Source organism: Leifsonia sp. RCC_180, assembly GCF_058138205.1.
Map to the genome: position 1 here is coordinate 513,746 of NZ_CP200340.1, position 25,467 is coordinate 539,212.

A 25,467-nucleotide genomic window follows, 5' to 3' on the forward strand; every position below is an offset into this window, starting at 1 on the left:
GCTGGGTGCGTGGCGATCGAGACGACGACCGACGACCAGCTCGCTGATGCGCGGGGCGAGGCGCAGCAGCTGACAACGCGCATCCTGGAGTTGCGCGACGCGTACTACGAGCGCGACACCGTGCTCGTCAGCGACGAGGAGTACGACCGCATGATGCGGCGGCTGGAGGAGCTCGAGCGGCTCTATCCGGAACTGCAGTCGCAGGACAGCCCGACCCAGACCGTCGGCGGGCGGGCGCAGACGACCCTCTTCGCGCCGGTGGAGCACGCCGAGCGGATGCTCAGCCTCGACAACGTGTTCTCGATCGAGGAGTTCGAGGCGTGGGCGACCCGTGTCGAGCGTGACGCCGGGCGCCGGGTCGACTACCTGTGCGAGCTCAAGATCGACGGCCTCGCGATCAACCTGCGCTACGAGAAGGGCGTGCTGGTCTCCGCGGCGACTCGCGGCGACGGCGTCGTCGGGGAGGACGTGACGGAGAACATCCGCTGGATCCCCGCCATCCCGACCCGGCTATCCACTGATCACCCGCCGGCGCTCGTCGAGGTGCGCGGTGAAGTGTTCTTCCCGGTCACCGAGTTCGAGGAGCTCAACGCGCACCAGCAGGATGCGGGAGAGCGTGTCTTCGCGAACGCCCGCAACGCCGCCAGCGGGTCGCTGCGCCAGAAGGCCGAGGGCAAGAACCGCGCGCAGCTGGAGCTGATGCGCAACCGGCTCCGCCGCCTCCACATGCTCGTCCACGGCATCGGCGCCTGGCACAACCCGCCCGTGGATGCGCAGTCGAAGGTCTACGACCTCCTGAAGGAGTGGGGACTCCCCACCTCTACTCACTACCGGGTCGTCGACGACGTCAAGAAGGTCGACGAGTTCATCGAGTACTACGGCGCCCACCGCGGCGCGGTCGAGCACGAGATCGACGGCATCGTCATCAAGGTGGATGAGCTCGCCCTGCACGACGAACTGGGAGCGACGAGCCGTGCCCCCCGCTGGGCAATCGCCTACAAGTACCCGCCCGAGCAGGTGAACACGAAGCTGCTCGACATCGTCGTCAGCGTCGGCCGCACCGGGCGCGCGACGCCCTTCGCCGTCATGGAGAAGGTGCGCGTCGCCGGTTCCGAGGTACGGCAGGCGACCCTGCACAACCAGGAGGTCGTGAAGGCGAAGGGCGTGCTCATCGGCGACACCGTGGTGCTGCGGAAGGCCGGCGACGTGATCCCCGAGGTGCTCGGTCCGGTGGTGGAGTTGCGCGACGGCACCGAGCGCGAGTTCGTCATGCCCGAGAACTGCCCGGAGTGCGGCACCCGGCTGGCCCCCGCCAAGGAGGGCGACATCGACCTCCGCTGCCCGAACGCCGAGTTCTGCCCGGCGCAGGTGCGCGGGCGCGTCGAGCACATCGGCTCCCGCGGAGCCCTCGACATCGAGGCGCTCGGCGAGGTGGCCGCTGCGGCGCTCACCCAGCCGCGGTTCCCGGAGGCGCCGCCGCTGCCGACCGAGGCCGGACTCTTCGGGTTGCGGTTGGCCGACCTGTTCCCGATCGAGGTCGTGGTGCGGGATTCCGAGACCGGACTCCCCAAGCTGACCGACGCGGGCGAAGAAAAGGTAGACACTCCGTTCCGCCGTCGGCGCCAGAAGAAGGACGGCCCGTTCGACCCCGCCGCGGACTTCGACGGCGACGAACTGTACGTCCCGTCGAAGAACGCGATCGAGCTGCTGACCAACTTGGGGGTAGCGCGCGAGAAGCCGTTGTGGCGCATCCTCGTCGCCCTGAACATCCGGCACGTCGGCCCGGTTGCCGCACGCGCCCTCGCCAACCACTTCGGTTCGCTGGACGCCATCCGCTCCGCCTCCCGCGACGAGTTGGCCGCGGTGGATGGCGTCGGCGGCATCATCGCGGACGCGGTGCTCGCCTGGTTCGACATCGACTGGCACCGCGAGATCGTTGAGCGCTGGGCGGCGGATGGCGTCCAGTTCGCCACTCCGGGGCACCCGGGTCCGGGCAAAGCGGACGAGGCCGGGGGAGTGCTCGCCGGGATCACGGTGGTCGCGACCGGATCGCTGGAGGGGTACACGAGGGAAGGCGCACAAGAGGCGATCATCGCCGCGGGCGGTAAGGCGGCGTCCAGCGTGTCCAAGAAGACCGACTTCGTCGCGGCGGGTCCCGGTGCGGGCTCGAAACTCGCGAAGGCGGAAGAGCTGGGCCTGCGCATCCTCGATGCCGCCCAGTTCAAGGTCCTGGTCGAACAGGGGCCCGCAGCGCTCGATTTGTAACGTTTTGGTCCTCCTTACCGCGGACAGGATGCGAATTCTCCCCCTGAATCGGGGGTAGAACGACTTGCCGTCGGCCACCCATTCATGGGTAGAGTCGAGGAGTGCGCTCCCCCGGGCGCACTTTTGCAAGGGCTTAGCTCGCTCACTCTCGGAGGGACCCGGACGGAGTGCTGGTCGGCTTTGCAGCTGTCGTAACCGTAACCTCGGTAGTCTCCGGACTCACCGGGGCTTTCGTGCTGCCTGCCGACGTGCCGTCCCCGGCGGCCGCGACGGTATCCGCCTCCTCGGTGCAGACGGGGTACACGGCGGCCTCCGCCGAGCCGGGGTACGCCCAGGCTTCCGCATCCGTCTCGCCCGCATCCGTCTCGCCCGCATCCATCTCCGTGTCGGCAGGTCGTGGCGCCTCCGTCGCCGGCCCCGTCTCGGACGTGCCCGCCGGCGCCGCCGGTCGCTCGGCCTCGGCCGCCCTCCTCGGTGCAGTCGCTGCCCTCAATACCTCGGCCCTCCCGTCGTTCCTCGATGCCAACCGCGCCAAGCTCGACGCCATGTTGGTGAACCCGCCGACCGCCCGCGATGTCAGCCGCCTATGGAACCTGATCGATCCGGACAAGCAGGCGACACTTATCAAGGCCGCGCCGCACGTCGTCGGCAACCTCGAGGGCGTGCCGTACGAGGTGCGCGGCCGGGCAAACTCCCTCGACCTCAAGCGCACGATCGCAACGGTCACGAAGACGCTGAAGTCGCAGCACGGCCGCGCCGAGCGCGTCGCCCTGCAGCGCCAGCTGGTGACGCTCGGGAACGTCCTGAAGGCCCTGTCGAAGCACGACGGGGTGAAGCGCACGCTGGTCGCCCTGGATCCCGCCGCCGACGCGAAAGCCTCGATCGTCGTCGGCGACCTCCGCACCGCGACCTACGTCAGCGTCCTCGTGCCGGGCATGTACATGTCGGTCGGCGAGCAGATCGAGTCGTGGGCGAAGGTCGCGCAGGAACAGTACGACCTGCAGACCGGGTATCTACGCCGCATCCTCGGCACGCGCGGGGGGACCGGCGCTCCCGGCGTCGCCGTGGTCGCCTGGATCGGCTACCAGACGCCCGTGCTGACCAACATCGGCGGCACGGCACTGGCGACGCAGGGCGCCGACGGCCTGGAGCGCACTTTGGAGGGCATCCGCAGCCTCCGCACCGCGAACCAGCCGTACCTGAGCGTATTCGCCCACTCGTACGGCTCCACTGCCGCCCTGATGGCCCTCCAGCGCCACACGGTGACGGTGGATGCGCTGGCCCTGATGGGGTCGCCGGGAAGCGAAGCTCAGTCGGTCGCCGGGTTGTCGGTCACGGGCGGCAACGTGTTCGTGGGGGAGGCCGCGCTCGACCCGATCGTGAACAGCGCCTTTTTCGGCAGCGACCCCGGCTCGCCCGGGTACGGCGCGAAGCCGATGGGCGTCGGCGGCGCCGTCGACCCGATCACCCACGCCACTCTCGCCGGTTCGTCCGGGCACAACGAGTACTTCACGGCGGGAACCGAGTGCATGCGCAACCTCGCGATGATCGGCATCGACCGCGGTGAGCTCGTCATGGGCCGCTGAGGGCCAGTTCTCCACAACCGGGCGACCGAGCCCGGTTTGGTCGGCGGTGACGCCCATAATGAGGGGATGCGAGCAGGCGACGAGCTTCCCCCCGAGCGACAGGCTGGGGCGAGCCGCCGGGCGTTCCTGAAAGGTGCGGGTCTCGTCGCCGCCGGTGCGGTCGCGGGCGGAGCGGCCGGAGGCGCTGCGGGCGCTGCTCTGGGCGCATCCGCCGGGCAGACCTCGGTGACGGCGGACGAGTCGGGCGAGGAATACCCGCCCCTGCCCCCGAGGAGCGGCGGTCCGGGCTTCGACCACCTGGTCGTGCTGATGTACGAGAACCGCTCCTTCGACAACCTCCTCGGACACCTGTACGACGAGCACAACCTCCCGCGCGGCGCCCGGTTCGAGGGGCTCGCGTTCGGCGAGTACAGCAACCCCGATCCGGCCGGCGGCCCGGACATCCCGGCTCACGTCTACGAGGGCACGACCGACTTCGTCATGCGCCAGCCTTCGCCCGATCCCGGCGAGGTCTACCCGCACGTCAACACGCAGCTGTACGAGGTGGTCGATCCTCCCGCGAACGCGGACGCCCGGCTCCGGGAGCTGCTTCCGCCGTACAACGCACCCGCGCCGGGCGCCAAGCCGACGATGCGCGGGTTCGTGCGCGACTACATCGGCGTGCTGCGCAAGGACACCGGCCGTGAACCTGTGGTGGATGAATACCGCCGGGTCATGGGCGGCTTCACGCCCGACATGCTCCCCGTGTTCTCCACGCTCGCGCGCCAGTTCGCGGTGTACGACGACTGGCACAGCGCCGTCCCGTCGCAGACCTTCTGCAACCGCTCCTTCTTCCACGCGTCCACCTCGCACGGCTACGTCGATAACGGCGGCGCGGAGGGATTGCGCAAGTGGTTCGATCCGAAAAACGACGCACCGACCATCTTCAACCGGCTCGAGGAGGCGGGCCGCAGCTGGCGCGTGTACTTCGACGATCGGCAACTGATCTCGCTGACCGGCTTCATCCACGCGCCGGCTCTGCAGCCGTTCTGGAAGACGCGGTTCCGCACCATGTCGCAGTTCTACGCGGACGTGGCCGAGGGCACCCTGCCCGACTACGCCTTCGTCGAGCCGCGCCTGCTCTACGACCACAACGACATGCACCCGCCGGGCGGCCCGATGACAGAGGAGGAGATCGCGGGCGACGTCGTCGTGGGGGGCGCGATCTCCGACGTGCGCGCCGGCGACCTCCTGCTGCATCAGATCTACGCCGCGATCCGCTCCTCCCGCAGCGCCCGTGGCTCGAACGCGCTGAACACCATGCTGCTGGTGACCTTCGACGAGCACGGCGGGACCTACGATCACGTCCCGCCGGGCCCGGCGACGCCGCCCGATGACGGCGGACCGGGGGAGAACGGGTTCGGTTTCGACCGCCTCGGCGTCCGCGTGCCCGCCATCGCGATCTCCGCCTACACCGAGCGCAACACGATCATCCACGACGAGATGCACCACGCCGCAGTGATCGCGACACTGTGCAAGAAGTTCCGGATGAAGCACCTGACCGAGCGCGATCGCGGTGCGCGAACGATCGACAACGCGATCAACCGGACGAGCCCGCGCCAGCCGGGCACCTGGCCGGACACCCACCCGCAATACCTTCCGGCCAATCCCGAGGCCGACGCGCCCGCCCCCGAGGACGAGGACCGCCCGCTCAGCCCGCCCGGCGTCGGACTCGTCGGACTGCTGATGGCCCGGTACGGCGCTCCGGGCGCGAAGGTGCCGCGCACCTACAAGGAGGCCTACCAAGCGGTCACCGGTCTGGGGCGCGGGCTGTTCGGGTCGCTCTAGAATCGAAGTGGCGCCGCTCGCGTTCCGAGCGCGGCCACCCCACCACCGAATCCCACGGAGACGCACCCTTGTCTGAATCAAGCGCAGGCGACATCAGCGCGGAGCAGGTCGCACACCTGGCGAACCTCGCCCGGATCGACCTCAGCCCGGAAGAACTCGAGAGCCTCACGAAGGAGCTCGGCCAGATCGTCGAGTCCGTCGCCAAGGTCCAGGAGGTCGCCGGGCCCGATGTGCCGGCGACGAGCCACCCGCTGCCGCTCACCAACGTGTTCCGGGCGGACGAGGTCCGTCCGTCGCTGACGGTCGAGCAGGCGCTGTCCGGCGCTCCGGCGCGCGAGGGCGACCGCTTCAAGGTGGCCACCATCCTGGACGAGGAGTAAGCGCATGACCGACCTGACCAGGCTCTCCGCCTCCGACCTCGCCGGGAAGCTCGCCGCGGGCGAGGTCTCTTCCGTCGAGGCCGTCCGCGCCCACCTCGACCGCATCGAGGCCGTCGACGCCGACGTGCACGCGTTCCTCCACGTCGCGAGCGACAACGCACTCCGCACCGCAGGCGAGATCGACAGCCGGCGCGCCGCGGGCGAGCGGCTCGGCGCCCTCGCGGGCGTCCCGATCGCGATCAAGGATGTGCTCGCCACCCAGGACATGCCCTCCACCTCCGGATCGAAGATCCTCGAGGGCTGGATTCCGCCCTACGACGCGACCGTCGTCCGGAAGCTCCGAGAGGCCGACCTCGTGCCCCTCGGCAAGACCAACATGGACGAGTTCGCGATGGGCTCCTCCACCGAGCACTCCGCCTACGGCCCGACCCGCAACCCGTGGGATCTCGAGCGCATCCCGGGCGGTTCGGGTGGTGGCTCCGCCGCGGCCGTGTCGGCGTTCGAGGCGCCGCTCGCGCTCGGCTCCGACACCGGCGGGTCGATCCGTCAGCCGGCAGCCGTGACCGGATCGGTCGGCGTGAAGCCGACCTACGGCGGCGTCAGCCGGTACGGAGCGATCGCCCTGGCGAGCTCGCTCGACCAGGTCGGCCCGGTGTCGCGTTCGGTCCTGGATGCGGGCCTCCTGCACGACGTCATCGGCGGCCACGACACGTTCGACTCCACCTCGCTGACCGACACCTGGCCGTCGATGGCCGATGCCGCCCGGGCGGGTCGCCGCGACGGCGCGCTGAAGGGCGTGCGCGTCGGCGTCATCCGCGAGATCGCGGGTGACGGCTTCCAGGCGGGCGTGAAGCAGCGCTTCGGCGAGTCGCTGGCCCTGCTGGAGTCCGCGGGCGCCGAGATCGTGGAGGTGAGCGCGCCGAGCTTCGAGTACGCCGTCTCGGCGTACTACCTGATCCTCCCGGCGGAGGCCTCCAGCAACCTGGCCCGCTTCGACTCGGTGCGGTTCGGTCTGCGGGTAGACCCGGCCGACGCTCCGGTCACGGTCGAGCGCGTCATGGCCGCGACTCGTGACGCGGGCTTCGGCCCCGAGGTCAAGCGACGCATCATCCTCGGCACCTACGCCCTGAGCGCTGGCTACTACGACGCCTACTACGGCAGCGCGCAGAAGGTGCGCACGCTCATCCAGCGCGACTTCCAGTCGGCGTTCGAGAAGGTGGATGTGCTGGTGAGCCCGAGCGCGCCGACGACCGCTTTCAAGCTGGGCGAGAAGATCGACGACCCGATGGCGATGTACCTCAACGACATCACCACCATCCCGGCCAACCTCGCCGGCGTGCCCGGCATGGGCCTGCCCATCGGGCTGGCGCCGGAGGACGGCCTCCCCGTCGGGATGCAGCTGATGGCGCCCGCCCGCGCGGACGCCCGCCTCTACACCTACGGCGCGGCGCTCGAGCAGCTGCTCGAGGAGCAGTGGGGGGCGCCGCTGCTCAGCCAGGCGCCTGACCTGAGCGCCACCGAGATGTTCGCGAGCGAAGAGGGAGCCGTCTGATGGCGAACGCCACCGCCCAGAAAGTCCAGCTGATGGACTACGACCGAGCCCTGGAACTGTTCGAGCCGGTGCTCGGGTTCGAGGTGCACGTCGAGCTGAACACTAAGACCAAGATGTTCTGCGGCTGCGCCAACGAGTTCGGCTCCGGCGCCAACACGAACACCTGCCCGACGTGTCTCGGCCTCCCCGGCGGCATGCCGCAGGTCAACGAGAAGGCGATCGAGTCGAGCATCCGGCTGGGCCTCGCCCTCGGCTGCGAGATCGCCGAGTCGAGCCGCTTCGCCCGGAAGAACTACTTCTACCCGGACCTCGCGAAGGACTTCCAGACCTCGCAGTACGACGAGCCGATCGCCCACGACGGCACCATCACCATCGAGCTGGAGAGCGGTCGCGAGATCACGATCGCGATCGAGCGCGCCCACATGGAGGAGGACGCCGGCAAGCTGACGCACGTCGGCGGCGCGACCGGCCGCATCCAGGGCGCCGACTACTCGCTGGTGGACTTCAACCGCGGCGGCGTCCCGCTGGTCGAGATCGTCACGAAGATCATCGAGGGAACCGAGGCGGACGCTCCGGAGGTCGGACGGGCATATGTCCGTGCGATCCGCGACATCGTCAAGGGACTCGGCGTCTCCAACGCCCGGATGGAGGAGGGCAACGTGCGCTGCGACGCCAACATCTCCCTCCGCCGTCGCGGCAGCACCGAGCTCGGCACCCGCACCGAGACTAAGAACGTCAACTCGCTGCGTTCGATCGAGCGCGCGGTGCGCTACGAGATCCAGCGCCAGGCGGCGATCCTGGAGGCGGGCGGAACGATCATCCAGGAGACGCGTCACTGGCACGAGGACTCCGGCACGACGAGCGCGGGACGACCGAAGTCGGACGCGGACGACTACCGCTACTTTCCGGAGCCGGACCTCGTGCCGGTCGCGCCGAGCCGTGAGTGGGTCGAGGAGCTACGTGCGACGCTTCCCGAGGAGCCGTCCGTCCGTCGCAAGCGTCTGACGGCCGAGTGGGGCTTCACTCCTCTCGAGTTCCAGGACGTCGCCAACGCCGACCTGCTGGACGAGGTCGAGGCCACGATCGCCGCAGGCGCGAGCCCCGCGGCCGCGCGCAAGTGGTGGACGGGCGAGATCGCCCGCCTCGCGAACGCGCAGAACGTGCCGGCCGGCACCCTGGTCAGCCCGCAGAACGTGGCGGAGCTCGCCGGGCTCATCGACGCCGGCACGCTGACCGACCGCCTCGCCCGCCAGGTGCTCGAGGGCGTCATCGCGGGTGAGGGACGTCCGCAGGAGGTCGTCGACGCGCGTGGCCTCGCGGTCGTCTCCGACGACGGCGCGCTGATCGCCGCGATCGACGAGGCCCTCGCGGCCCAGCCGGATGTGCTGGCGAAGATCCGCGATGGCAAGGTACAGGCCGCAGGCGCGGTCATCGGAGCCGTCATGAAGGCGATGCGCGGCCAGGCCGACGCCGCACGCGTCCGTGAGCTGGTCCTGGAGCGCGCGACGTCCGCGGAGTAGCGCAGCTGGGAGCTCCTGAGTCTTTCGCCTCGACACGCTACGCGGGGATCGAAAAGCTCAGGAGCTCTCGCATTTGCTGACTCCCAGCCGACGCGTGCAGAGTAGTCGCATGGGCGTCTTCACTCTCGGTGGCCTGACCACCGCTCCCGCTTCGTCGCACACCGAGCTGCTCGCGCCGCCCACCCTGGCGGCGCTGGATGCGCTCGGCTGGCTGGATGAGGTCGGCGCGGTGGAGATCGACCCCGACATCTCCGACACCGCGGCCACCCGTGACGAGTTCGGGCTGGATGCGTCGAACCTCGCTAACTGCGTGGTCGTCGCGGGCAAGCGGGAGGGTGTCGAGCGGATCGCCGCCTGCGTCGTGCTCTCGACGACCCGCGCGGACGTCAACAGCACCGTCAAGCGCCTGCTGGATGTGCGCAAAGCGTCGTTCCTGCCGATGGACCGCGCCGTCGAGCTGACCGGCATGGAGTACGGCGGGATCACGCCGATCGGCCTGCCCGATGGTTGGCCGGTGCTGGTCGACACACGGGTGCTGGATGCCGGCGTCGTGATCATCGGCTCCGGCGTGCGTCGCTCCAAGATCCTCCTGCCCGGCCGGCTGCTCGGCGAGCTGCCGAACGCCCAGGTCATCGAGGGCTTAGGGCTGGAGGCACCGGCGTCGTGAGCGTGTCGTCATGACCGGAACGGCTGACCGCATCCTCGCGCCGGTTCGCACCCGCCTGATCGAGACCCTCGCCGGCCGGTCCGACGAGGTCCCCGCCTGGATCCTGCGCCTCGAATTCGGCGAGGACGAAGGTTTCTTCGGGCCGGACAGCGCCGCGTGGGCGGTGCACGGTGGCATGCCGACGCTCGTCGCGGGGGTCCGCGCTCTGCTGCTGCAGGCGCTGCACCCGGGGGCACTCGCCGGGGTGCGCGACTTCTCCCGATACCGCGAGGACCCGCTGGGCCGCTTGGCCGGCACCATCCAGTGGATCCACACGGTGACCTTCGGCAGCCGCGATCAGGCCGTCGCCGGGTCGGAGATGGTGCGTTCCCTGCACCGCCGGGTGCAGGGAACCTTCGTCGATGGCCACGGTGTGGAGCGGCCCTACTCCGCCAACGATCCGGAGCTGGCGCGCTGGGTGCACCTCGCGTTCACCGACGCCTTCCTCACCGCCCATGAGCAGTGGGGCGGCGTCATCCCCGGTGGGTCGGACGGGTACGTCGACGAGTGGGCGATAGCCGCAGAGCTGATGGGTGTCCCGAGCCCGCCGCGCACCGCGGCGGCGCTCCGGGCCGAGATCGATGCGGTCACCGATGCGGGCGAACTGCGCGGAGGCCCGGAGGTGGAGGAGATCGTGCGGTTCATCCGCCGCGCTCCGCTGCGCAGGATGCTGCGGCCGTCGTACCGGATCGTCTTCCGCGCAGCCGTGTCGACGCTGGAACCGCGCCACCGGGCGCTGCTCGGGCTACCGCCAGGACCGGCGGAGCGGATGCTGCCCCTCCACGGCGCCACAGCGGCGGTGCTCAGCGGTGCGCGGACACTGCTCGGCCCGGAGCCGCAGGCGGAGCTGGCCGCGCGTCGTCGGCTCGACAGGCTCGCCTCCGCCTGAACCGCGCCGCGTGCGAGGATGACGGCATGGATGACGGCATGGATGACGCCCGCACGGACCAGCACACCACCGAACGCATCCGGACCGTCACCTGGGAGGACCCGGCGCCTGGCGTGGCCCTCATGCCGACGATGACCGGCCTGGAGTACCTCCGCACGATGCTCCGCGGCGAACTCCCGCCGCCTCCGATCACGGCCCTGATGCGGATGACGCTCGTCTCTGCCGACCTCGGCACCGCGACCTTCGTCTGCGAGCCCGACGAGTCGCACTACAACCCGATCGGTTCGGTGCACGGCGGCTACCTGTGCACGGCCCTCGACTCGGCGCTCGGCTGCGCCGTCCAGACCACGCTGCCGCAGGGGCAGGGCTACACGTCCATCGAGATCAAGGTGAACTATCTTCGGCCGGTCTTCGCGCACACGGGTGCCCTGACCTGCACCGCGACGGTCAGCAAGCCCGGCAACCGGGTCGCTTTCGCCGACGGAGTCATCACGGACGGATCGGGGAAAACGGTCGCCACCGCGACCGGATCGCTCCTGGTCTTCCCGATCGCCTGACCGGTTTCGCGTGGAGGCTACTTCCCCAGGTCCGCGAGCAGCTTCTCCCGGACTTTCCGCCGGATGACCTTGCCGACGATCGACCGCGGCAGCTCGTCCAGCTGGTAGACGTGCTTGGGCACCTTGTACGGCGTGAGGCAGTCCCGGCCGAACGCGCGGATCGCCTCTTCGTCGAAGGATGCGCCCGCCTCCATCACGACGGCGGCGACCACCTCCTCGCCGCCGCGTCGGTGCGGAAGCCCGACCACCGCGACATCGGCGACGCCGGGGTACGAGCGAAGCGCGTCCTCGACCTCGCTCGGCGACACGTTGAACCCGCCGGTGACGATGAGCTCCTTGATGCGGTCGACGATGCGGACGAAGCCGTCCTCATCCATCGTCACGATGTCGCCGGTGCGGAACCAGCCGTCGTCGGAGAAGACCTTCGCCGACTCGTCGGGCTTGCGCCAGTATCCCGAGAACACCTGCGGCCCGCGGGCGAGCAGCTCGCCCTCCTCGCCGAAGGGGCGGTCGAACGACGGGTCCTCCGGGTCGGCGACCCGCAGCTCGGTGCTCGGCAGGGGGAGACCGACGGTGCCGGGCCGGCGGGTCGCGCCGACGGGGTTGGCCATGAGCACCGGCGAGCACTCGGACAGGCCGTAGCCTTCGACCAGGTATCCGCCGGTCTTGTCCTCCCAGAGGTCGACGATGCCCTGCGGGAGGCTCATCGCACCGGAGATCGCGATCTGGATGCCGGAGAGCGACACCTTCCGCTCCTGGGCCGCCTGCACCAGGCGCTCGTAGATCGGCGGGACGGCCGGGAGGAAGGTGGCCGGCCGGTTCTTCATCACGTCGAGCACGAGTTCCGGGTCGAATTTCGGGAAGAGGACGAGTCGCGCGCCCATGCTCATCGCGAAGGTCAGGCAGAGCGTGAGCCCATACGCGTGGAAGAGGGGGAGGACCGCGTAGACGACCGAGCTTCCGCGTTCGATCGTGGGCACCCAGGCGCGGGCCTGCGCGGCGTTGACGGTCAGGTTGCCGTGGCTGAGCATCGCGCCCTTCGGCAGCGCGGTGGTGCCGGAGGTGTACTGGATGAGCGCTAGGTCGTCGCGCTCCGGCCGCGGGTACGAGGCTTTCAGCCGGCGGGAGGCGACCAGCGAATCCCAGCTGATCGTGCCGGAGACCTTCGCGGTCAGCTGCTCGCGCGCCGTGCGGGCGGCGCGCACCGGCAGGCGCAGGGCGAAGCGCTTGGACGCGGGCATCGCCCGCGTCAGGTCGACGGAGATGACGGTGGTGACGCCGAGGTCGGCCGGAAGGGCCTGGACCGTGGCAGCGACCTTGTCCCAGACGATCGCGACAGCGGCGCCGTGGTCCTCGAACTGATGGCGGAGCTCGCGCGGGGTGTAGAGCGGGTTGTGCTCGACCACGACCGCGCCCAGGCGCAGTACCGCGTAGAACGCAGCGACGTGCTGCGGGCAGTTCGGCAGCACCAGAGCGACCCGGTCGCCCTTCTTCACGCCCAGCTTGCGGAGCCCCTCGGCCGCCCGGACGATCTGGTCGCCCAGCTCGGCATAGGTCGTCGTGGCACCGAAGAACTCCAGCGCGACATGACGGCCGTAGGTCGTCACCGATTCGTCGATCAAGTGGGCGAGGGAGCCGTCGGGCACCTCCACCTCAGCGGGCACGTCGGGCGCGTAGTGGGCCACCCAGGGCTTCGCGTCGTAGGGAGGGTGCTCGTGGCTGTCGCTCGTGGCGCTGTCCGTTGTCACGGGCGCAAGCCTACGCGGGCGCGGACAGCGCCCGCACGGCCTCCTCGATGGGGGTGTCGCCGCCGATGACCTCCCACTGCTTGCCGATGCTCCCCGGCTCTGCGAGCGCGACGGCGATCAGGGTCGCGACGTCCTCTCGCGCGATGCTGCCGCGCGGAACGCTCTCGCCGAGGGTCACCCGGCCGGTGCCCTCCTCTGTGGTGAGGCCGCCCGGTCGCAGAATGGTCCAGTCGAGGGTGGATTCGCGCAGCGCCACGTCGGCGTCCCGCTTGGCCTCGACGTACGCCTTCCACACCGGGTCCGCGTCATCGACCGGCGCATCCACGCCCCAGGCGGAGACCTGCACGAAACGGCGGATGCCGGCCTGCGCGGCCGCCTCCTGAGCCTTGACAGAGCCGCCGTAGTCGACGGTCCGCTTGCGCTCGATACCCGAGCCCGCGCCTGCGCCGGCGGTGAACACCACGGCGTCGCAGCCCGAGATCGCCGCGGCGAGTTCCGATGCCTCGGCCTTCTCGATGTCGACGAGGGCGCCCTCTCCGCCCAGGCGGTAGACATCGTCGGCGTGCTCCTCGTTGCGGACCACACCGACGAACTCGTCACCGCGGTCGTAGAGCACCCGCATCAGCTGCTGGGCGACTTTTCCCTGGGCACCGATGATCGCGACTCGAGTCATATCCCCATCCTTCCACCGAGGGGCGGGACGTGCGACACGCGTCCGCCTCGCGCGAACGCTCTGGGCTGCCGCGGCACGTTCTGTTACGGTCGTGACCATGACCGCCCTGCTCGAGCTCCTCGGACGCGCCCTCGCGTCGGCGCTCGGCATGCCCGGGCTCGGAGCGCACGGCGGCAGCCCCGCCGGTGTCGTCGCCCTCGCCGGCGTGGCCGGCGCGCTGGGTCTCGTCGCCGTAGTGGCGGCTGCTGCGCTGCGGTCGGTGGCGGCGCTCGCGGCGTCGCTCCGCCTCCGCTCGGTGTGGTCGCGGCCGATCGAACCGGTCGCCGGGTGGCTCGCCGAGAGCCAGTCCGACCCAGATGCGGACGGTCGTCCGCGACCCAGGGCGCCCGGCGCCCCCCTGCCGGTCGCGTAGCCGCGCGTCGCATCCCGCCTTGGCGGGCGACGCCCCTCGCGACCAGACGTGTCCTCACTCGTCCTCATCGCAGGGAATCACTCACTCATGGACTTCTTCTCCTGGCCGCCCATCGCGGCCATCCTCGACGGCGCCTACGGCCTCGTCACCGCCCTCTCCACTGCCGTCGAGCCGTTCGCCGGCACAGCAGCGGGACTCGTAGCCGTCGTCGTCCTGACGATGCTCGTCCGCATCCTGCTCATCCCGGTCGGCGTCAGCCAGGTTCGGGCCGAGTTCCACCGCCGCCGGATCGCGCCGCAGCTCGCCGAGCTGCAGCGCCGCCACGCGGGCGACCGCGAAACGCTCGCCCGCAAGACGATGGAGCTGTATCAGAGCGAGCAGGTCTCGCCCTTCGCCGGGATGCTGCCGCTGCTCGCGCAGATTCCCGTCATCACGCTCCTCTACGCGGTGTTCACGCATCCGACTATCGCCGGGCACGCCAACACGCTGCTCACGGAGCACGCGTTCGGAGCGCCGCTCGGCACCAGCTTCGTCGGCCTGACCGGCGCCGGGGCCGGCGTCTGGCCCGCGATGCTCGTCTACCTGGGCGTACTCGCGCTGATCGCCGTGGTGACGACCGTGTCCCGTCGCGTGCTGACGCTGCCGCAGCCGGAGGGCGCCTCGACGCCGGCCGGGATGCTGCGGGCGCTATCGTTCCTGCCATACGTGACGGTTGTGTTCGCTGCATTCGTCCCGCTTGCGGCTGCCGTCTACATCCTCACCTCGACCGCGTGGACCGTCGCCGAGCGCTGGACGCTCCGCCGGCTGCTCGATCCGGCGCGCGGCACGGGGGAGAGCGCGCGGCCCACCACCTCGCACTGAGCGCATCCACACGTGGGAATGGCACGATGAGAGGCATGTGGAGACGCACGCAGCAGGATCGGCCGGCAGACGACGCGGACGCGACCCGGCGCAGCGGGCCCGGGCTGGGCGTCGGCGTGCAGGTGTACGTGCGGGAGCGCATCCCCGTCGGAAGCGACGACTGGGTCGACGAGCCGACGGGCGTGATCATCGCCCCGGGCGACCGTAGCCTGCGGAACGTCTACGGTCCCGCCGACGGTCTGACGACGTGGACCGTCGCCTTCTCGGAGCCGCAGTACCGTCGCGACGGTCGCGGGCCGTACGAGACCGCGATCGTGCCGGCGTCGCTGCTGGTCGCCGAGGAGCCGTTCCCCGGCTGACGAGGTGCCGACGAGCCATACCCGACTGAACCGGTTCGGCACCCACTACCTCCGCACGGCGCGCGAACCTACAATGACGGCATGTTCGTCGAGGGCACCCTTCGATGGCAGGTCACGGAAGACTGCCCGTGGGACCTGCTGATGGCCCTCGCCGTCCGCGACCTCGCAGGCTTGAGCGGACGGGTGCAGCCGATCCTGCCGCCGCTCGAACCGGCGGTCTCCCCGGCGTTCCAGACACACCCCGCCGAGCCGTCCGGGGGATCGATGCGGATGCGCCCGGCCCAGCTCGGCGGCTCGCGGCCGGCCCACCCCCGTGAGCGCGGCGAGGGCGCCGACGACGGCCGGAAGGACGCGCTGGCGCGCCAGTGGCAGGCGTGGTTCGATGTCGCGGCCGATCGCCACAGGAGGCAGAACGCCCCGCTGCTGCGACCGCCGCACTTCGAGGCCTTCGACCGGGCGATCGAACTGCAGGATGCGGTCATCGCCCACTACGACGCGGCCGCCGGCTGGACGGCCGAACGCCACGCGGACTACATCGCCGCCACGACGGACTCCCACGCCCGCCGCGCCGCCGACATCGTCGACGTAGTGCGAGAGCGCGAGCACGAGCTGCGGCGGCAGGCCGGATACTTCCGGCTCGACATCGACGTGCTGCCGCTGGCCGAGAAGGGCGCGTGGATCGTCGGACCGCACACGGTGGCGATCAGTGCGACCCTGCGCGACGACTCCGCCGCGTTCCGCGACTGGCTCCGCCCGCTCGTCGCGGCCCTCGTCTGACGCGCGCCCCGCGCGCATCCCGCACTCGCGCGTCCCGCTCGAGCCCTCGTCGAGTGGCGACAATATGTCACCACTCGACGAGGATTACGACAACGACTCACCACTCACGGGCGCCGAAGGCGACCCGAGCGCGTCTAGCGCGTCACGCGGGGCGCTTGGAGGGGGATGTGGTGAGCGCCGGGTCGGTCTGCGCCACATCCCCGACGGCCTCGTCGATGCGCGCCATCACGTCGCCGGTGAGCTTGACGCCCGCCGCGGCGGCGTTCGAGCGCACCTGCTCCGGGCGCGACGCGCCCACGATCGCGCCAGACACGTTCTGGTTCTGCAGCACCCACGCCACGGCGAGCTGCGCCATGGTGATGCCGAGCTCGTCCGCGATCGGCTGCAGCCCCTGGACGGCGGTGAGCACGTCCTCCCGCATGAAGCTGCGGATGGCGTCCGCCCCGCCCTTGTCGTCGGCCGCGCGGCTGCCCTCTGGCGCCTGCTGACCCGGCTTGTACTTGCCGGTCAGCACGCCCTGGGCAACTGGCGACCAGACGATCTGCGAGATCCCGAGCTCGCCCGAGGTCGGGATGACCTGCTTTTCGATGACCCGCCACAGCATCGAGTACTGCGGCTGGTTCGAGATGAGCTGGATGCCGAGCTCCGTGGCGAGCGCGTGTCCCGCCCGCAGCTGGTCGGCCGTCCACTCGCTGACGCCGATATAGAGCGCTTTGCCCTGCCGGACCACGTCCGCGAAGGCCTGCATGGTCTCCTCGAGCGGCGTCTCGCTGTCGTAGCGGTGCGCCTGGTAGAGGTCGACGTAGTCGGTGCCGAGACGCTGCAGCGAGCCGTCGATGGACTCGAGGATGTGCTTGCGCGAGAGGCCGGTGTCGTTGTGGCCCTTGGGGCCGGTCGGCCAATACACCTTCGTGAAGATCTCGAGCGACTGGCGGCGCTGACCCTTGAGCGCATCGCCGAGGACCTGCTCTGCTGCCGTGTTCGCGTAGGCGTCCGCAGTGTCGAAGGTGGTGATGCCCGCGTCGAGGGCGGCATGCACGCTCTTCGTGGCGATGTCGTTCTCGACCTGGGAGCCGTGGGTGAGCCAGTTGCCGTAGATGATCTCGGAGATCTTGAGTCCGCTGTTGCCGAGGTACCTGAATTCCATGGCTCCAACGTATCCCCGTCCGGCCCGCCGTTCGCCCGCCATCCGCCGAGGTGCTCGTTGTTGTGCCTACGCCCGGCGTGTCGGCAGCATCTACGAGCACCTCACCGCACAGGAGCGGCCGGTGTCGGGAGTAGGTGAGAAGCTGGAGGGGTGGGACGAGCGGATGGCAGCGAGCGGCAGGTCAGCGCATCCGATGTCGACGACTCGGAGGCGGGCATCCTGCACGTCGACATGGATGCGTTCTTCGCCTCCGTCGAGCTGCTGGAGCGGCCGGATGCCCGCGGGAAGCCGGCCATCGTCGGGCACGCGGGCGGCCGCGGTGTGGTGACGAGCGCCACGTACGAGGCGCGCCGGTACGGCGTCCGCAGCGCGATGCCGATGTCGCAGGCACTCCGGTTGTGCCCGAACGCGATCATCCTTCCGCCGCACTACGAGCGCTACACCGAGTACTCCGCGAAGGTGATGGACATCTTCCGCGAGGTCACCCCGCTGGTGGAGCCGCTGAGCATCGACGAGGCGTTCCTCGACGTGCGGGGCGCCCGCCGGCTGCTCGGCTCGCCGCGCCGGATCGCCGAGCTGATCCGCTCGCGCGTGCAGGAGGAGACCGGCCTGACCTGCTCGGTGGGGGCGGCGGCGACGAAGTTCATGGCCAAGCTCGCCTCCGGCCGTGCGAAGCCGGACGGCTTGCTGGTGATCCCGCGGTCGGAGACGCTCGCGTTCCTCCGCCCGCTGCCGGTCGGCGCCCTCTGGGGGGTCGGCGCGAGCACGCAGGCGGCGCTCGAGCGGATGGGCCTGCTCACCGTCGCCGACCTGGCCGACGCCCCGCTCCACGTCCTGCAGAAGGCCGTCGGCGACGCGAGCGGCCGCAAGCTGCACGAGCTGGCCAACGGGCGGGATGCGCGTCGCATCGTCACCGAGTCGCGCGAGAAGAGCATCGGGCACGAGAACACCTTCGGCACCGACGTCGGCGATCCGGACACACTCCGCCGCGAGCTCCTCCGGCTCTCCGGACGTGTCGGGGAGCGGCTCCGGAAGCACGCGATGGTCGCGCGGACGGTGTCGATCAAGGTGCGCTTCTCCGACTTCCGCACCATCACGCGGTCGCGGACGCTGGCCGAGCCGACCAACGTCGGCAGGCGGCTCTTCGAGGAGGCGTGGGATGTGTTCGGCGCGCTGGGCCTCGACGTGCGGCAGACGCCCATCCGGCTCATCGGCGTTCGTGCCGAGCAGCTGCTGGACGCGGGCGGCGATGCGCTGGCGCTGTGGGACCCGGACGAGGAGTGGCGCGAGACCGAGCGCACCCTGGACGCGGTGAGCGCGCGCTTCGGCCGCGGCATGATCGGGCCGGCCTCACTGGTCCGGCGCTCGCGCGACGCCGACGAGGAGGAGCAGGACGGACGCAACCCGAAGTACGTGAGCGATTGATCGAGCCTGGTCAGGCCGAGAACCGCGCGCTACGGTGGCTTGCATGACGAACATCTCGCTCAAGCTCGCGGAGACCCTCAGCGGCTCCGGCATCAAGTCGGTCTACGGCGAGCCCGTCGTCGTGGACGGCACCACGGTCGTACCGGTGGCCGCGGTGCAGTTCGGCTTCGGCGCGGGCTCTGTCGGCGAGGGCGGCGAGGACGCGCCCGGCGGCGGAGGCGGCGGTGGCTGGGCGGTTCCGTTCGGCGCCTACATCTCGGACGAGACGGGCGTGCGGTTCCGGCCGAACCTGATCACGCTGCTCGCGGTCGGCATCCCCTTCGTCTGGGTCGCGGGCCATGCCTGGGCCCGCGTGATCCGCGCGCTGAAGAAGTAGCGCCGCCGCCGCTCCGGACTACACTGGAGGCGAACACGGGAGTCCGGTGAGCCGGGCTGAGAGGAGACTTCTCCAAGTCTCGACCGTCGAACCTGATCTGGGTCATGCCAGCGCAGGGAGGCCTTCTCACATCCCGTGCCCTGTTTCGCAGAATGAAAGGGCACGTCCAGTGCATGCAACTCTTCTCTCCACGGGCGCGCGTACGCGCGTCCTCCGCTGGCGGGTCGTCGACATCGTCGTCGCCAGTGTCGTCGCCGTCGCGTCCGGCGTCGTCTTCTGGGTCTGGGGTGTCGTCCAGAACCCGATCTCCGGCCCGGTCGGGGCGCTTCTGCCGGGCTTCCAGGGCATCCTGAACGGTCCGTGGTTGTTCGCGGGGGTGCTCGTCGCGCTCATCGTGCGCAAGCCCGGTGCTGCCCTGTTCGGAGAGCTCGTCGCCGCGATCGTCTCCGCTCTGATCGGGACGCAGTGGGGCTTCGCCACGCTGCTCTCCGGTGTCGTGCAGGGGCTGGGGGCGGAGATCGTCTTCGCCCTGTTCTTGTACGCGAACTGGCGGCTCGTGCCTGCGATCCTCGCTGGTGCGGGCGCCGGGCTGGCAGAGTCCATCCTCGACCTCCTCTACTGGTACCCCGGTTCGAAGCCGGAGTTCGCCATCACCTACGCCATCACGACGACCGTGTCGGGCGCCGTCGTGGCGGGCCTCGGCTCCTGGCTGCTGGTGCGCGCACTGGCGCGGACCGGAGCGCTGAGCCGATTCGCAGCGGGCCGCGAGGCGCAGAGGGCCTCGCGGGTCTGACGACCGTGTCGCTCGGACTTCCGGTGCCTGCCGCTGCCGCCGTGCGCGTGGACGGCTGGGGCTGGCGTTACTCCGGCCGCAGCGCGTGGGCGGCACGGGGCGTCGATCTGCGCATCGAGCCGGGGGAGCGTGTGCTGCTGCTCGGCGCCTCTGGCGCGGGCAAGAGCACACTGCTGGCCGGCCTGGCCGGCGTGCTCGGCGGCGAGGACGACGGCGACGCGGAGGGGTCGCTCACCGTCGCGGGGCGTCCGCCGGCCGAGGCGCGGGGGAGTACAGGGCTGCTGCTGCAGGATCCGGACGCCCAGGTCATCCTGGCCCGCGTCGGCGACGACGTGGCCTTCGGCTGCGAGAACCTCGGTGTGCCGCGGGCGGAGATCTGGCACCGGGTGCGGGCGGCGTTGACGGCGGTGGGACTCGACGTCCCGCTCGACCGCTCGACCGCACAGCTCTCCGGCGGACAGAAGCAGCGGCTCGCCCTGGCGGGGATCCTCGCCATGCGGCCAGGCCTGCTGCTGCTCGACGAGCCGACGGCGAACCTCGACCCGGAGCGGGTGCTGGAGGTTCGGGATGCGGTGCGCGGGGCGCTCGACGCGTCAGGCGCCACCCTCGTGGTGGTCGAGCACCGCGTCTCGGTCTGGCGCGACCTCGTGACCCGGGTGGTCGTTCTCGGCGCCGACGGCGGCGTGCTGGCCGACGGTGCGCCGGATGCGGTCCTGGCCGACCACGCCGGCGAGCTTCGGCGCGCCGGCGTGTGGCTGCCGGACACCGCCGTTCCGGAGGCACCCGTCGTGCGCGAGGGGGAGCCGCTGTTGACCGGCCGCTCGCTCGTGTTCGGGCGCGGCCCCGCGGTCACTCGTCGTCGGCGCCGCGACCGGACGGTCGCCGGGACGCCTGTCGGCCTGCCCGTCGACGTGGAGGTGTTGGAGGGCGCGGCGCTCGCGCTCACCGGCCGCAATGGTGCCGGGAAGTCGACGCTCGCGCTGACGCTCGGCGGCCTGCTTCCCGCGCTCGGCGGCCGTCTCACGGCCGAGCCGATGCTCGCCGACGGTGCGTCGCCCGATCCTGCGGCCTGGCGCTCGCGCGAGCTGCTGACCCGCATCGGCAGCGTCTTCCAGAATCCGGAGCACCAGTTCATCGCCTCCACCGTCCGTGAAGAGCTCGCCGCCGGGCCGCGCGCCCTGCGTCTACCCGAGGACCAGGTTCAGGAGCGGGTGGAGGAGCTGCTCGATCGTCTGACGCTTGCCCGGTTCGCTGAGGCGAACCCGTTCACCCTCTCGGGCGGCCAGAAACGACGGCTCTCCGTCGGTACCGCCCTCGCCACCCGGCCGCGCGTCCTGGTGCTGGACGAACCGACCTTCGGACAGGATGCCCGCACCTGGGACGGCCTGGTGCGGATGATCGCGTCGCTCCGGCAGGAGGGTCACGCGGTCGTGGCGGCGACGCACGATGCCGAGTTCGTCCGGGCGGTGGGGGCCGCAGAGCTCCGGCTGGACGCGGCGGAGGTGGACGCATGACGCTCGTCCAGCCCGTGCGGACCGGTCCGCTCGCCACGCTGAACCCCGTCGCGAAGCTCGGCGCCGCGATGATCGTGACCGTCGCGCTGCTGCTGTCGATCGATCCCGTCTCGGCCGGTGTCGCGTTGGCGCTGGAACTGGTGCTGCTCGCGTTCGCACGGCTGCCGCTCCGCGTCATCCTGGCCCGCACGGCTCCGGTGTGGATCGCCGCCCCGCTCGCCGGGCTCACCACCGTCCTGTACGGCCAGAGCTCCGGCACCGTGTACGTGCAGTGGTGGGCCGTCGAGATCAGCGACGGATCTCTGGCGTTGGGGGTCGCGACGACGCTCCGCGTGCTCGCCATCGGCCTGCCCGCGGTGCTCCTGTTCGTGACCATCGACCCGACCGACCTGGCCGACGGGTTGGCGCAGTTGCTGCGCCTCCCGGCACGGTTCGTCATAGGTGGCCTCGCCGGCCTCCGCCTCGTGGGCCTGTTCGCCGAGGACTGGCGCGCGCTCACGCTCGCCCGGCGCGCGCGCGGGGTCGCCGAGTCGGGCGCAGTGCGGCGGTTCCTGGGACAGTCGTTCGCCCTGTTCGTGCTGTCGCTTCGCCGCGGCACGAAGCTGGCGACGGCGATGGAGGCCCGAGGTTTCGGCGCCCCCGGGGTCCGCACCTGGGCTCGTCCGTCCGTCTTCCGGCCGAGGGACTGGGTGACGCTGGTGGTGGCGGTGCTGGTCGCGGCGGCCGCGATCGGTGCGGCTGTGGCGACGGGGAGCTGGAATGCGCCGCTGTCCTGAGGTGTGCGAGCTGAACGAGCCGGATGCGCTGGCTGGGCTGGATGCGCTGGATACCGCCGTGACCGCGGCCGTTGACACCGCACGCGCGCTCGATCGCACCCCGGTGATCCTGATCGACGGTCCGAGCGGCGCGGGCAAGAGCTCGCTCGCCGACCGCCTGCTCGCCAAATGGCCCGCTGCAGGCCGGCCGCGGCTGGTCAGGATGGACGACCTGTATCCCGGATGGGACGGCCTCGACGCCGGTAGCGTCGCGCTCGGCCGCGACCTGCTCGAGCCGCTGCGCGCATCCGGAATCGGGAGTTGGGAGCGCTGGGACTGGGCGGCCGGCCGACCGGCCGGCCGCGTCGTCGTCACCGGCCGTGAGCCACTGATCGTGGAGGGATGCGGCACGCTGTCCCGTACGAACGCTGCGAACGCCGACCTGACCGTGTGGCTGGAGGCCGACGACATCCTGCGGAAGAATCGCGCACTCGCTCGCGACGGAGAGACGTTCGCGCTCCAGTGGGACCGCTGGCAGGCCGAGTTCGAGCGATTCGTCGCTCGCGAGCATCCGGTCGAGCAGGCTGACCTGGTCCTCGACGTGTCCGCGCTCGATCTGACGAGCGGCGCGACCGACGCCCCAACGGGGACTACGGTGGAGTCATGACCGAAGCACGACAGGACCCCGAATACACCGTCGAGTACACGGACGGGCCGCTGGCCGGCCAGACCGACCGCCGTTTCCTGGTGGACGGCAAAGTGGATGAGCGCATCGGCGTGATCGCCGCTGTCGAGGGCCTCGAATCGACGTTCTGGTACATCCTGGCCGAGGAGCGCGATGTGGAAGGGCAGCGCCTGGCGTCCTACCGCTTCGACGCGCCGGACTCCGACCCGGTGGAGTCCGACCAGGAGGACGAGTCGATCTTCGGCTACGGCGCCTGAGCGCTCCGTGGGGCGCGGTGCGAACCTCGGCGGCTACGCCCAGCCGAGGTCGTGCAGGCGTTCGTCGTCGATGCCGTAGTAGTGCGCGATCTCGTGCACGAGAGTGACGTGGATCTCGTCCCGTAGCTCCTCCTCGTCCGCGCTGATCGCCAGGAGCGGTTCGCGGTAGAGCACGATGCGGTCCGGCATCTCACCGAACCCATAGGTGTCGCGTTCCGTGAGCGCCACGCCCTCGTAGAGTCCGAGCAGGTCGAGGGAGCCGTCCTCCGGGCGGTCCTCGACCACGAAGACGACATTGTCGAGACCGTCGACCATCTCGTCCGGCAGCAGGTCGAGCTCGTCGGTGACGATCCTCTCGAACGCGTCTGCACCGATGTCGAGGGTCACCGGCGCGTCACCACGCCCCGGCGACAGCGGCGTGCAGGTCGAGCAGGGATGGCGTCCGCTCGCTCGGACCCCGACCGAACCCGCACTCGGTGCCGACACCGAAGCGCTGCACCGCCGTCGCGGCCGCCTGGGCCCGGCGCCGGGCGCCGTCCACGCCGTCCTCGTGGTGGATGAGGCCCAGGTACAGCTCCGTCTCCGCCGGGACCTCGACCGCAGCCAGCGGTGCGAAGTAGGCGGCATCGTCGCGCTCGATCGGCACAGGGAGGTGCACCCAGCTGACCGGGCGGGGAGCGTCGGCCAGGATGCCGCCGAGCACCTCGGCGAGGTGGCCGGCGTCGGCGGGCTGCACGAAGTGCTGCTCCTCGACGTCGCCGTAGCAGAGGTGGTAGCCCACCTCGACGTCCGCGGGCACGGCCGCCGCCTGGCGGGCGGCGCGCTCGAGGACGCCGGCGAGCACGTCGTCGCCGAACCAGGACGGCATCCGTCCTTCCAGCAACGCGAATTCGACCGCGGTATCCCATTGGATCGCGAGGTCCTCGTGCGGGATGCCGTCGAGGATCCGCTGAAGCTCGCCGAACAGAGCCTTTTCGTAGGCGGGTTCGAAGGCGGCGCGGTCCTCCGCCACGATGAACGGGCCGACCACGCCGGCCGGGGTGGGCAGCGACACCTGGAAGCGCGTCCCTGGGGTGATCACCCCCTCGTCGCGAAGGCGGCGGAAGACGTCGTAGGAGTCGAGTGCGGCCTCCGCGTAGCCGAGGTCCGGGAATACCAGCTCGTCGGCGGAGACCGCCTCGTCGAGACGGAAGGGCCGGCCGTCGAAGACCTCGCGCAGGTAGAACGGGTCGACGGGGATACGGGAGATCCCGTCCATCGCATCCAGCCGCTTTGTCTGGAACTGCACCCAGTAGAAGCGTTCGCCCACCTCGCCGTCCGGAATGCGGAGCATCCGGTCGCCGAGGTGGGCGCTCACGGTACGGAAGACGCTCTCCGAGTCGGGCAGGTTGACGCTGCCGACGAGGTGGGCTCCGCGGATGACGGGGGAGGCAGGGGAGGCAGGGGAGGCGGGGTCGCTGGGAGTGCTCGTGCTCACTCGCGCGAGTCTACCGGCGCATCCCGCGGCCTCCCCGGCCGCCGATCAATACCAGTTGACGGACTCCGAATGACCCCACGCGCTGCACGGGGTGCCGTAGCCGCGGGAGATGTAGTCGAGGCCCCACTTGATCTGGGTGGTGGCGTTGGTGGCCCAGTCGCTGCCGAACGTCGCCATCTTGTTGCCGGGCAGGGCCTGCGGGATGCCCGTGGCGCCGCTGCCGGAGTTGGACGCCTGGTAGTTCCAGCCGGACTCGCGCTGCCACAGCTTGTCGAGGCACTGGAACTGGTCGTCGCCCCAGCCGTACTGGCTGGCGGCGAGGCTGGCCGCGACGCTCTTCGCGCCGGCGGGGGTGTTGGCCGCGGCGAGGGCGGCTGCTGCATCGGCGGCGGCCTTGGCGGCGGCGGCGGCTGCACGGCGGTCGGCCTCGGCTCCGGCGGCGGCCAGGGCGTCCGAGGCGGTCTTGGCGGTGTCGATGCTGTTGCGCAGCTTGGTGTCGCCGAGCTTGGTGAAGTCGGTCAGGCCGGCGATCGCGGTCTTGGCGGCGGAGGCGTCGGCCTTTGCCTGGTTGGCGGCGACCGTCGCCTGGGCGCCGGTCAGGGTCGCCTTCGCCTCGCGCTCGAGGCGGTCGCGCACGATGGAGTCGTAAACCGAGAGCTGGTCGTGGTGCATCCCGGTCGCCTGGGAGAGCTCGCGGGTCTGGCGCTCGCTCTCCTGCTGCTGGGCGATCGCGGGGGCGAGAAGGCTTGCGCCCATGATGACGGCGGCGGCACCGGAGACGATGCGCCCGAACGGGACGGGACTGTTCTTGACGGAGGTACGGAGGGACGTGCGAAGGGAGTTCAGCATGCTTTTCCTGGGTAAGGCTTCCCCGCCTGACGCGTTTCGGCACCGTGGGAGCGAACGCGCCCGGGCCCCGTTTCGGG

Annotated in this window: 26 protein-coding genes and 1 riboswitch; of the genes, 20 read left to right on the forward strand and 6 right to left on the reverse strand. The window is 70.7% G+C overall.

Annotated features, from left to right (window positions below):
- Window positions 1–9: 9 nt before the first annotated feature.
- The 9 genes from ligA (at window position 10) to AB7E03_RS02590 (ending at window position 11,282) form a co-directional block, all read left to right on the forward strand.
- On the forward strand, window positions 10–2,265 hold the full coding sequence (gene ligA, locus AB7E03_RS02550; RefSeq protein WP_489939029.1) for an NAD-dependent DNA ligase LigA: 2,256 nt from the start codon (window positions 10–12) through the stop codon (window positions 2,263–2,265).
- Window positions 2,266–2,513: 248 nt separating this feature from the next.
- Window positions 2,514–3,851, forward strand: coding sequence for an alpha/beta hydrolase (locus AB7E03_RS02555; RefSeq protein WP_489939031.1), 1,338 nt, complete (start codon window positions 2,514–2,516; stop codon window positions 3,849–3,851).
- A gap of 66 nt (window positions 3,852–3,917) precedes the next feature.
- Window positions 3,918–5,678 carry an alkaline phosphatase family protein gene (locus AB7E03_RS02560; RefSeq protein ID WP_489939033.1) on the forward strand — a complete coding sequence of 587 codons (1,761 nt, stop codon included), beginning with the start codon at window positions 3,918–3,920 and terminating at the stop codon, window positions 5,676–5,678.
- Window positions 5,679–5,746: 68 nt separating this feature from the next.
- A complete protein-coding gene (gene gatC / locus AB7E03_RS02565; RefSeq protein ID WP_441782473.1) occupies window positions 5,747–6,058 on the forward strand; it encodes an Asp-tRNA(Asn)/Glu-tRNA(Gln) amidotransferase subunit GatC in 312 nt (103 codons plus the stop codon).
- Between the two features lie 4 nt (window positions 6,059–6,062).
- Complete coding sequence (gene gatA / locus AB7E03_RS02570; RefSeq protein ID WP_489939035.1) at window positions 6,063–7,610, forward strand: Asp-tRNA(Asn)/Glu-tRNA(Gln) amidotransferase subunit GatA; 1,548 nt, start codon at window positions 6,063–6,065, stop codon at window positions 7,608–7,610.
- Window positions 7,610–9,130, forward strand: coding sequence for an Asp-tRNA(Asn)/Glu-tRNA(Gln) amidotransferase subunit GatB (gene gatB, locus AB7E03_RS02575; protein WP_489939037.1), 1,521 nt, complete (start codon window positions 7,610–7,612; stop codon window positions 9,128–9,130). Before gatA ends, gatB begins: the two co-directional genes overlap by 1 nt.
- Before the next feature lie 109 nt (window positions 9,131–9,239).
- Complete coding sequence (locus tag AB7E03_RS02580) at window positions 9,240–9,797, forward strand: YbaK/EbsC family protein (protein ID WP_489939039.1); 558 nt, start codon at window positions 9,240–9,242, stop codon at window positions 9,795–9,797.
- A gap of 10 nt (window positions 9,798–9,807) precedes the next feature.
- Window positions 9,808–10,725: an oxygenase MpaB family protein gene (locus AB7E03_RS02585; RefSeq protein ID WP_489939041.1), complete on the forward strand. Its 918-nt coding sequence runs from the start codon at window positions 9,808–9,810 to the stop codon at window positions 10,723–10,725.
- Between the two features lie 26 nt (window positions 10,726–10,751).
- Window positions 10,752–11,282, forward strand: coding sequence for a PaaI family thioesterase (locus AB7E03_RS02590; RefSeq protein ID WP_489939043.1), 531 nt, complete (start codon window positions 10,752–10,754; stop codon window positions 11,280–11,282).
- Between the two features lie 17 nt (window positions 11,283–11,299).
- Here the strand turns inward: AB7E03_RS02590 and AB7E03_RS02595 are convergent, their stop codons facing one another.
- Window positions 11,300–13,030 (reverse strand): long-chain-fatty-acid--CoA ligase, encoded by a 1,731-nt coding sequence (locus AB7E03_RS02595; RefSeq protein WP_489939045.1) that lies wholly within the window; start codon window positions 13,028–13,030, stop codon window positions 11,300–11,302.
- A gap of 10 nt (window positions 13,031–13,040) precedes the next feature.
- Complete coding sequence (locus AB7E03_RS02600; protein WP_489939047.1) at window positions 13,041–13,703, reverse strand: SDR family oxidoreductase; 663 nt, start codon at window positions 13,701–13,703, stop codon at window positions 13,041–13,043.
- Between the two features lie 97 nt (window positions 13,704–13,800).
- Between AB7E03_RS02600 and AB7E03_RS02605 the strand changes: the two genes are divergently transcribed.
- The 4 genes from AB7E03_RS02605 (at window position 13,801) to AB7E03_RS02620 (ending at window position 16,112) form a co-directional block, all read left to right on the forward strand.
- Window positions 13,801–14,115 (forward strand): DUF6412 domain-containing protein, encoded by a 315-nt coding sequence (locus AB7E03_RS02605; RefSeq protein ID WP_441782464.1) that lies wholly within the window; start codon window positions 13,801–13,803, stop codon window positions 14,113–14,115.
- Between the two features lie 87 nt (window positions 14,116–14,202).
- On the forward strand, window positions 14,203–14,976 hold the full coding sequence (locus AB7E03_RS02610) for a YidC/Oxa1 family membrane protein insertase (RefSeq protein ID WP_489942847.1): 774 nt from the start codon (window positions 14,203–14,205) through the stop codon (window positions 14,974–14,976).
- Between the two features lie 35 nt (window positions 14,977–15,011).
- The gene (locus AB7E03_RS02615; protein ID WP_489939049.1) at window positions 15,012–15,335 is read left to right on the forward strand and encodes a hypothetical protein; all 324 of its coding nucleotides are present in this window, start codon (window positions 15,012–15,014) and stop codon (window positions 15,333–15,335) included.
- 81 nt (window positions 15,336–15,416) lie between these two features.
- The gene (locus AB7E03_RS02620) at window positions 15,417–16,112 is read left to right on the forward strand and encodes a hypothetical protein (protein WP_489939050.1); all 696 of its coding nucleotides are present in this window, start codon (window positions 15,417–15,419) and stop codon (window positions 16,110–16,112) included.
- A 142-nt stretch (window positions 16,113–16,254) separates the two neighbouring features.
- Here AB7E03_RS02620 and AB7E03_RS02625 read toward each other — a convergent pair whose 3' ends face one another.
- Window positions 16,255–17,259 (reverse strand): aldo/keto reductase family protein, encoded by a 1,005-nt coding sequence (locus AB7E03_RS02625; RefSeq protein ID WP_489939051.1) that lies wholly within the window; start codon window positions 17,257–17,259, stop codon window positions 16,255–16,257.
- A gap of 150 nt (window positions 17,260–17,409) precedes the next feature.
- Between AB7E03_RS02625 and AB7E03_RS02630 the strand changes: the two genes are divergently transcribed.
- From AB7E03_RS02630 to AB7E03_RS02660, 7 genes are all read left to right on the forward strand, one after another.
- On the forward strand, window positions 17,410–18,684 hold the full coding sequence (locus AB7E03_RS02630; RefSeq protein WP_489939052.1) for a DNA polymerase IV: 1,275 nt from the start codon (window positions 17,410–17,412) through the stop codon (window positions 18,682–18,684).
- A gap of 43 nt (window positions 18,685–18,727) precedes the next feature.
- Entirely contained in the window at window positions 18,728–19,060 is a 333-nt protein-coding gene (locus tag AB7E03_RS02635; protein WP_441782459.1) for a spore germination protein GerW family protein, read from the forward strand.
- Window positions 19,061–19,085: 25 nt separating this feature from the next.
- Window positions 19,086–19,196: riboswitch (TPP riboswitch) on the forward strand.
- A gap of 33 nt (window positions 19,197–19,229) precedes the next feature.
- Complete coding sequence (locus AB7E03_RS02640; protein WP_489939055.1) at window positions 19,230–19,853, forward strand: ECF transporter S component; 624 nt, start codon at window positions 19,230–19,232, stop codon at window positions 19,851–19,853.
- Window positions 19,854–19,858: 5 nt separating this feature from the next.
- Window positions 19,859–21,367, forward strand: a complete 1,509-nt coding sequence (locus AB7E03_RS02645) for an ABC transporter ATP-binding protein (RefSeq protein ID WP_489939057.1) — start codon at window positions 19,859–19,861, stop codon at window positions 21,365–21,367.
- The gene (locus AB7E03_RS02650; RefSeq protein ID WP_489939059.1) at window positions 21,364–22,143 is read left to right on the forward strand and encodes an energy-coupling factor transporter transmembrane component T family protein; all 780 of its coding nucleotides are present in this window, start codon (window positions 21,364–21,366) and stop codon (window positions 22,141–22,143) included. The genes AB7E03_RS02645 and AB7E03_RS02650 overlap by 4 nt, the downstream gene beginning before the upstream one ends.
- Complete coding sequence (locus tag AB7E03_RS02655; RefSeq protein ID WP_489939061.1) at window positions 22,127–22,789, forward strand: nucleoside/nucleotide kinase family protein; 663 nt, start codon at window positions 22,127–22,129, stop codon at window positions 22,787–22,789. Before AB7E03_RS02650 ends, AB7E03_RS02655 begins: the two co-directional genes overlap by 17 nt.
- Window positions 22,786–23,064, forward strand: a complete 279-nt coding sequence (locus AB7E03_RS02660) for a hypothetical protein (RefSeq protein WP_489939063.1) — start codon at window positions 22,786–22,788, stop codon at window positions 23,062–23,064. Before AB7E03_RS02655 ends, AB7E03_RS02660 begins: the two co-directional genes overlap by 4 nt.
- 33 nt (window positions 23,065–23,097) lie before the next feature.
- Here the strand turns inward: AB7E03_RS02660 and AB7E03_RS02665 are convergent, their stop codons facing one another.
- The 3 genes from AB7E03_RS02665 to AB7E03_RS02675 are packed head-to-tail and all read right to left on the reverse strand — an operon-like array spanning window position 23,098 to window position 25,390.
- The gene (locus AB7E03_RS02665) at window positions 23,098–23,451 is read right to left on the reverse strand and encodes a metallopeptidase family protein (RefSeq protein ID WP_489939065.1); all 354 of its coding nucleotides are present in this window, start codon (window positions 23,449–23,451) and stop codon (window positions 23,098–23,100) included.
- Window positions 23,452–23,458: 7 nt separating this feature from the next.
- Window positions 23,459–24,541: a hypothetical protein gene (locus AB7E03_RS02670; RefSeq protein WP_489939067.1), complete on the reverse strand. Its 1,083-nt coding sequence runs from the start codon at window positions 24,539–24,541 to the stop codon at window positions 23,459–23,461.
- A gap of 45 nt (window positions 24,542–24,586) precedes the next feature.
- On the reverse strand, window positions 24,587–25,390 hold the full coding sequence (locus tag AB7E03_RS02675) for an aggregation-promoting factor C-terminal-like domain-containing protein (protein ID WP_489939069.1): 804 nt from the start codon (window positions 25,388–25,390) through the stop codon (window positions 24,587–24,589).
- Window positions 25,391–25,467 lie beyond the last annotated feature (77 nt).

Excerpts from the sequence above, each read along its gene's own strand:
- AB7E03_RS02560 (WP_489939033.1), top strand. The coding sequence starts at position 3,918 with ATGCGAGCAGGCGACGAGCTTCCCCCCGAGCGACAGGCTGGGGCGAGC.
- gatA (WP_489939035.1), top strand. The coding sequence starts at position 6,063 with ATGACCGACCTGACCAGGCTCTCCGCCTCCGACCTCGCCGGGAAGCTC.
- gatB (WP_489939037.1), top strand. The coding sequence starts at position 7,610 with ATGGCGAACGCCACCGCCCAGAAAGTCCAGCTGATGGACTACGACCGA.
- AB7E03_RS02580 (WP_489939039.1), top strand. The coding sequence starts at position 9,240 with ATGGGCGTCTTCACTCTCGGTGGCCTGACCACCGCTCCCGCTTCGTCG.
- AB7E03_RS02585 (WP_489939041.1), top strand. The coding sequence starts at position 9,808 with ATGACCGGAACGGCTGACCGCATCCTCGCGCCGGTTCGCACCCGCCTG.
- AB7E03_RS02590 (WP_489939043.1), top strand. The coding sequence starts at position 10,752 with ATGGATGACGGCATGGATGACGCCCGCACGGACCAGCACACCACCGAA.
- AB7E03_RS02600 (WP_489939047.1), bottom strand. The coding sequence starts at position 13,703 with ATGACTCGAGTCGCGATCATCGGTGCCCAGGGAAAAGTCGCCCAGCAG.
- AB7E03_RS02605 (WP_441782464.1), top strand. The coding sequence starts at position 13,801 with ATGACCGCCCTGCTCGAGCTCCTCGGACGCGCCCTCGCGTCGGCGCTC.
- AB7E03_RS02610 (WP_489942847.1), top strand. The coding sequence starts at position 14,203 with ATGGACTTCTTCTCCTGGCCGCCCATCGCGGCCATCCTCGACGGCGCC.
- AB7E03_RS02615 (WP_489939049.1), top strand. The coding sequence starts at position 15,012 with ATGTGGAGACGCACGCAGCAGGATCGGCCGGCAGACGACGCGGACGCG.
- AB7E03_RS02620 (WP_489939050.1), top strand. The coding sequence starts at position 15,417 with ATGTTCGTCGAGGGCACCCTTCGATGGCAGGTCACGGAAGACTGCCCG.
- AB7E03_RS02625 (WP_489939051.1), bottom strand. The coding sequence starts at position 17,259 with ATGGAATTCAGGTACCTCGGCAACAGCGGACTCAAGATCTCCGAGATC.
- AB7E03_RS02635 (WP_441782459.1), top strand. The coding sequence starts at position 18,728 with ATGACGAACATCTCGCTCAAGCTCGCGGAGACCCTCAGCGGCTCCGGC.
- AB7E03_RS02650 (WP_489939059.1), top strand. The coding sequence starts at position 21,364 with ATGACGCTCGTCCAGCCCGTGCGGACCGGTCCGCTCGCCACGCTGAAC.
- AB7E03_RS02655 (WP_489939061.1), top strand. The coding sequence starts at position 22,127 with ATGCGCCGCTGTCCTGAGGTGTGCGAGCTGAACGAGCCGGATGCGCTG.
- AB7E03_RS02660 (WP_489939063.1), top strand. The coding sequence starts at position 22,786 with ATGACCGAAGCACGACAGGACCCCGAATACACCGTCGAGTACACGGAC.
- AB7E03_RS02675 (WP_489939069.1), bottom strand. The coding sequence starts at position 25,390 with ATGCTGAACTCCCTTCGCACGTCCCTCCGTACCTCCGTCAAGAACAGT.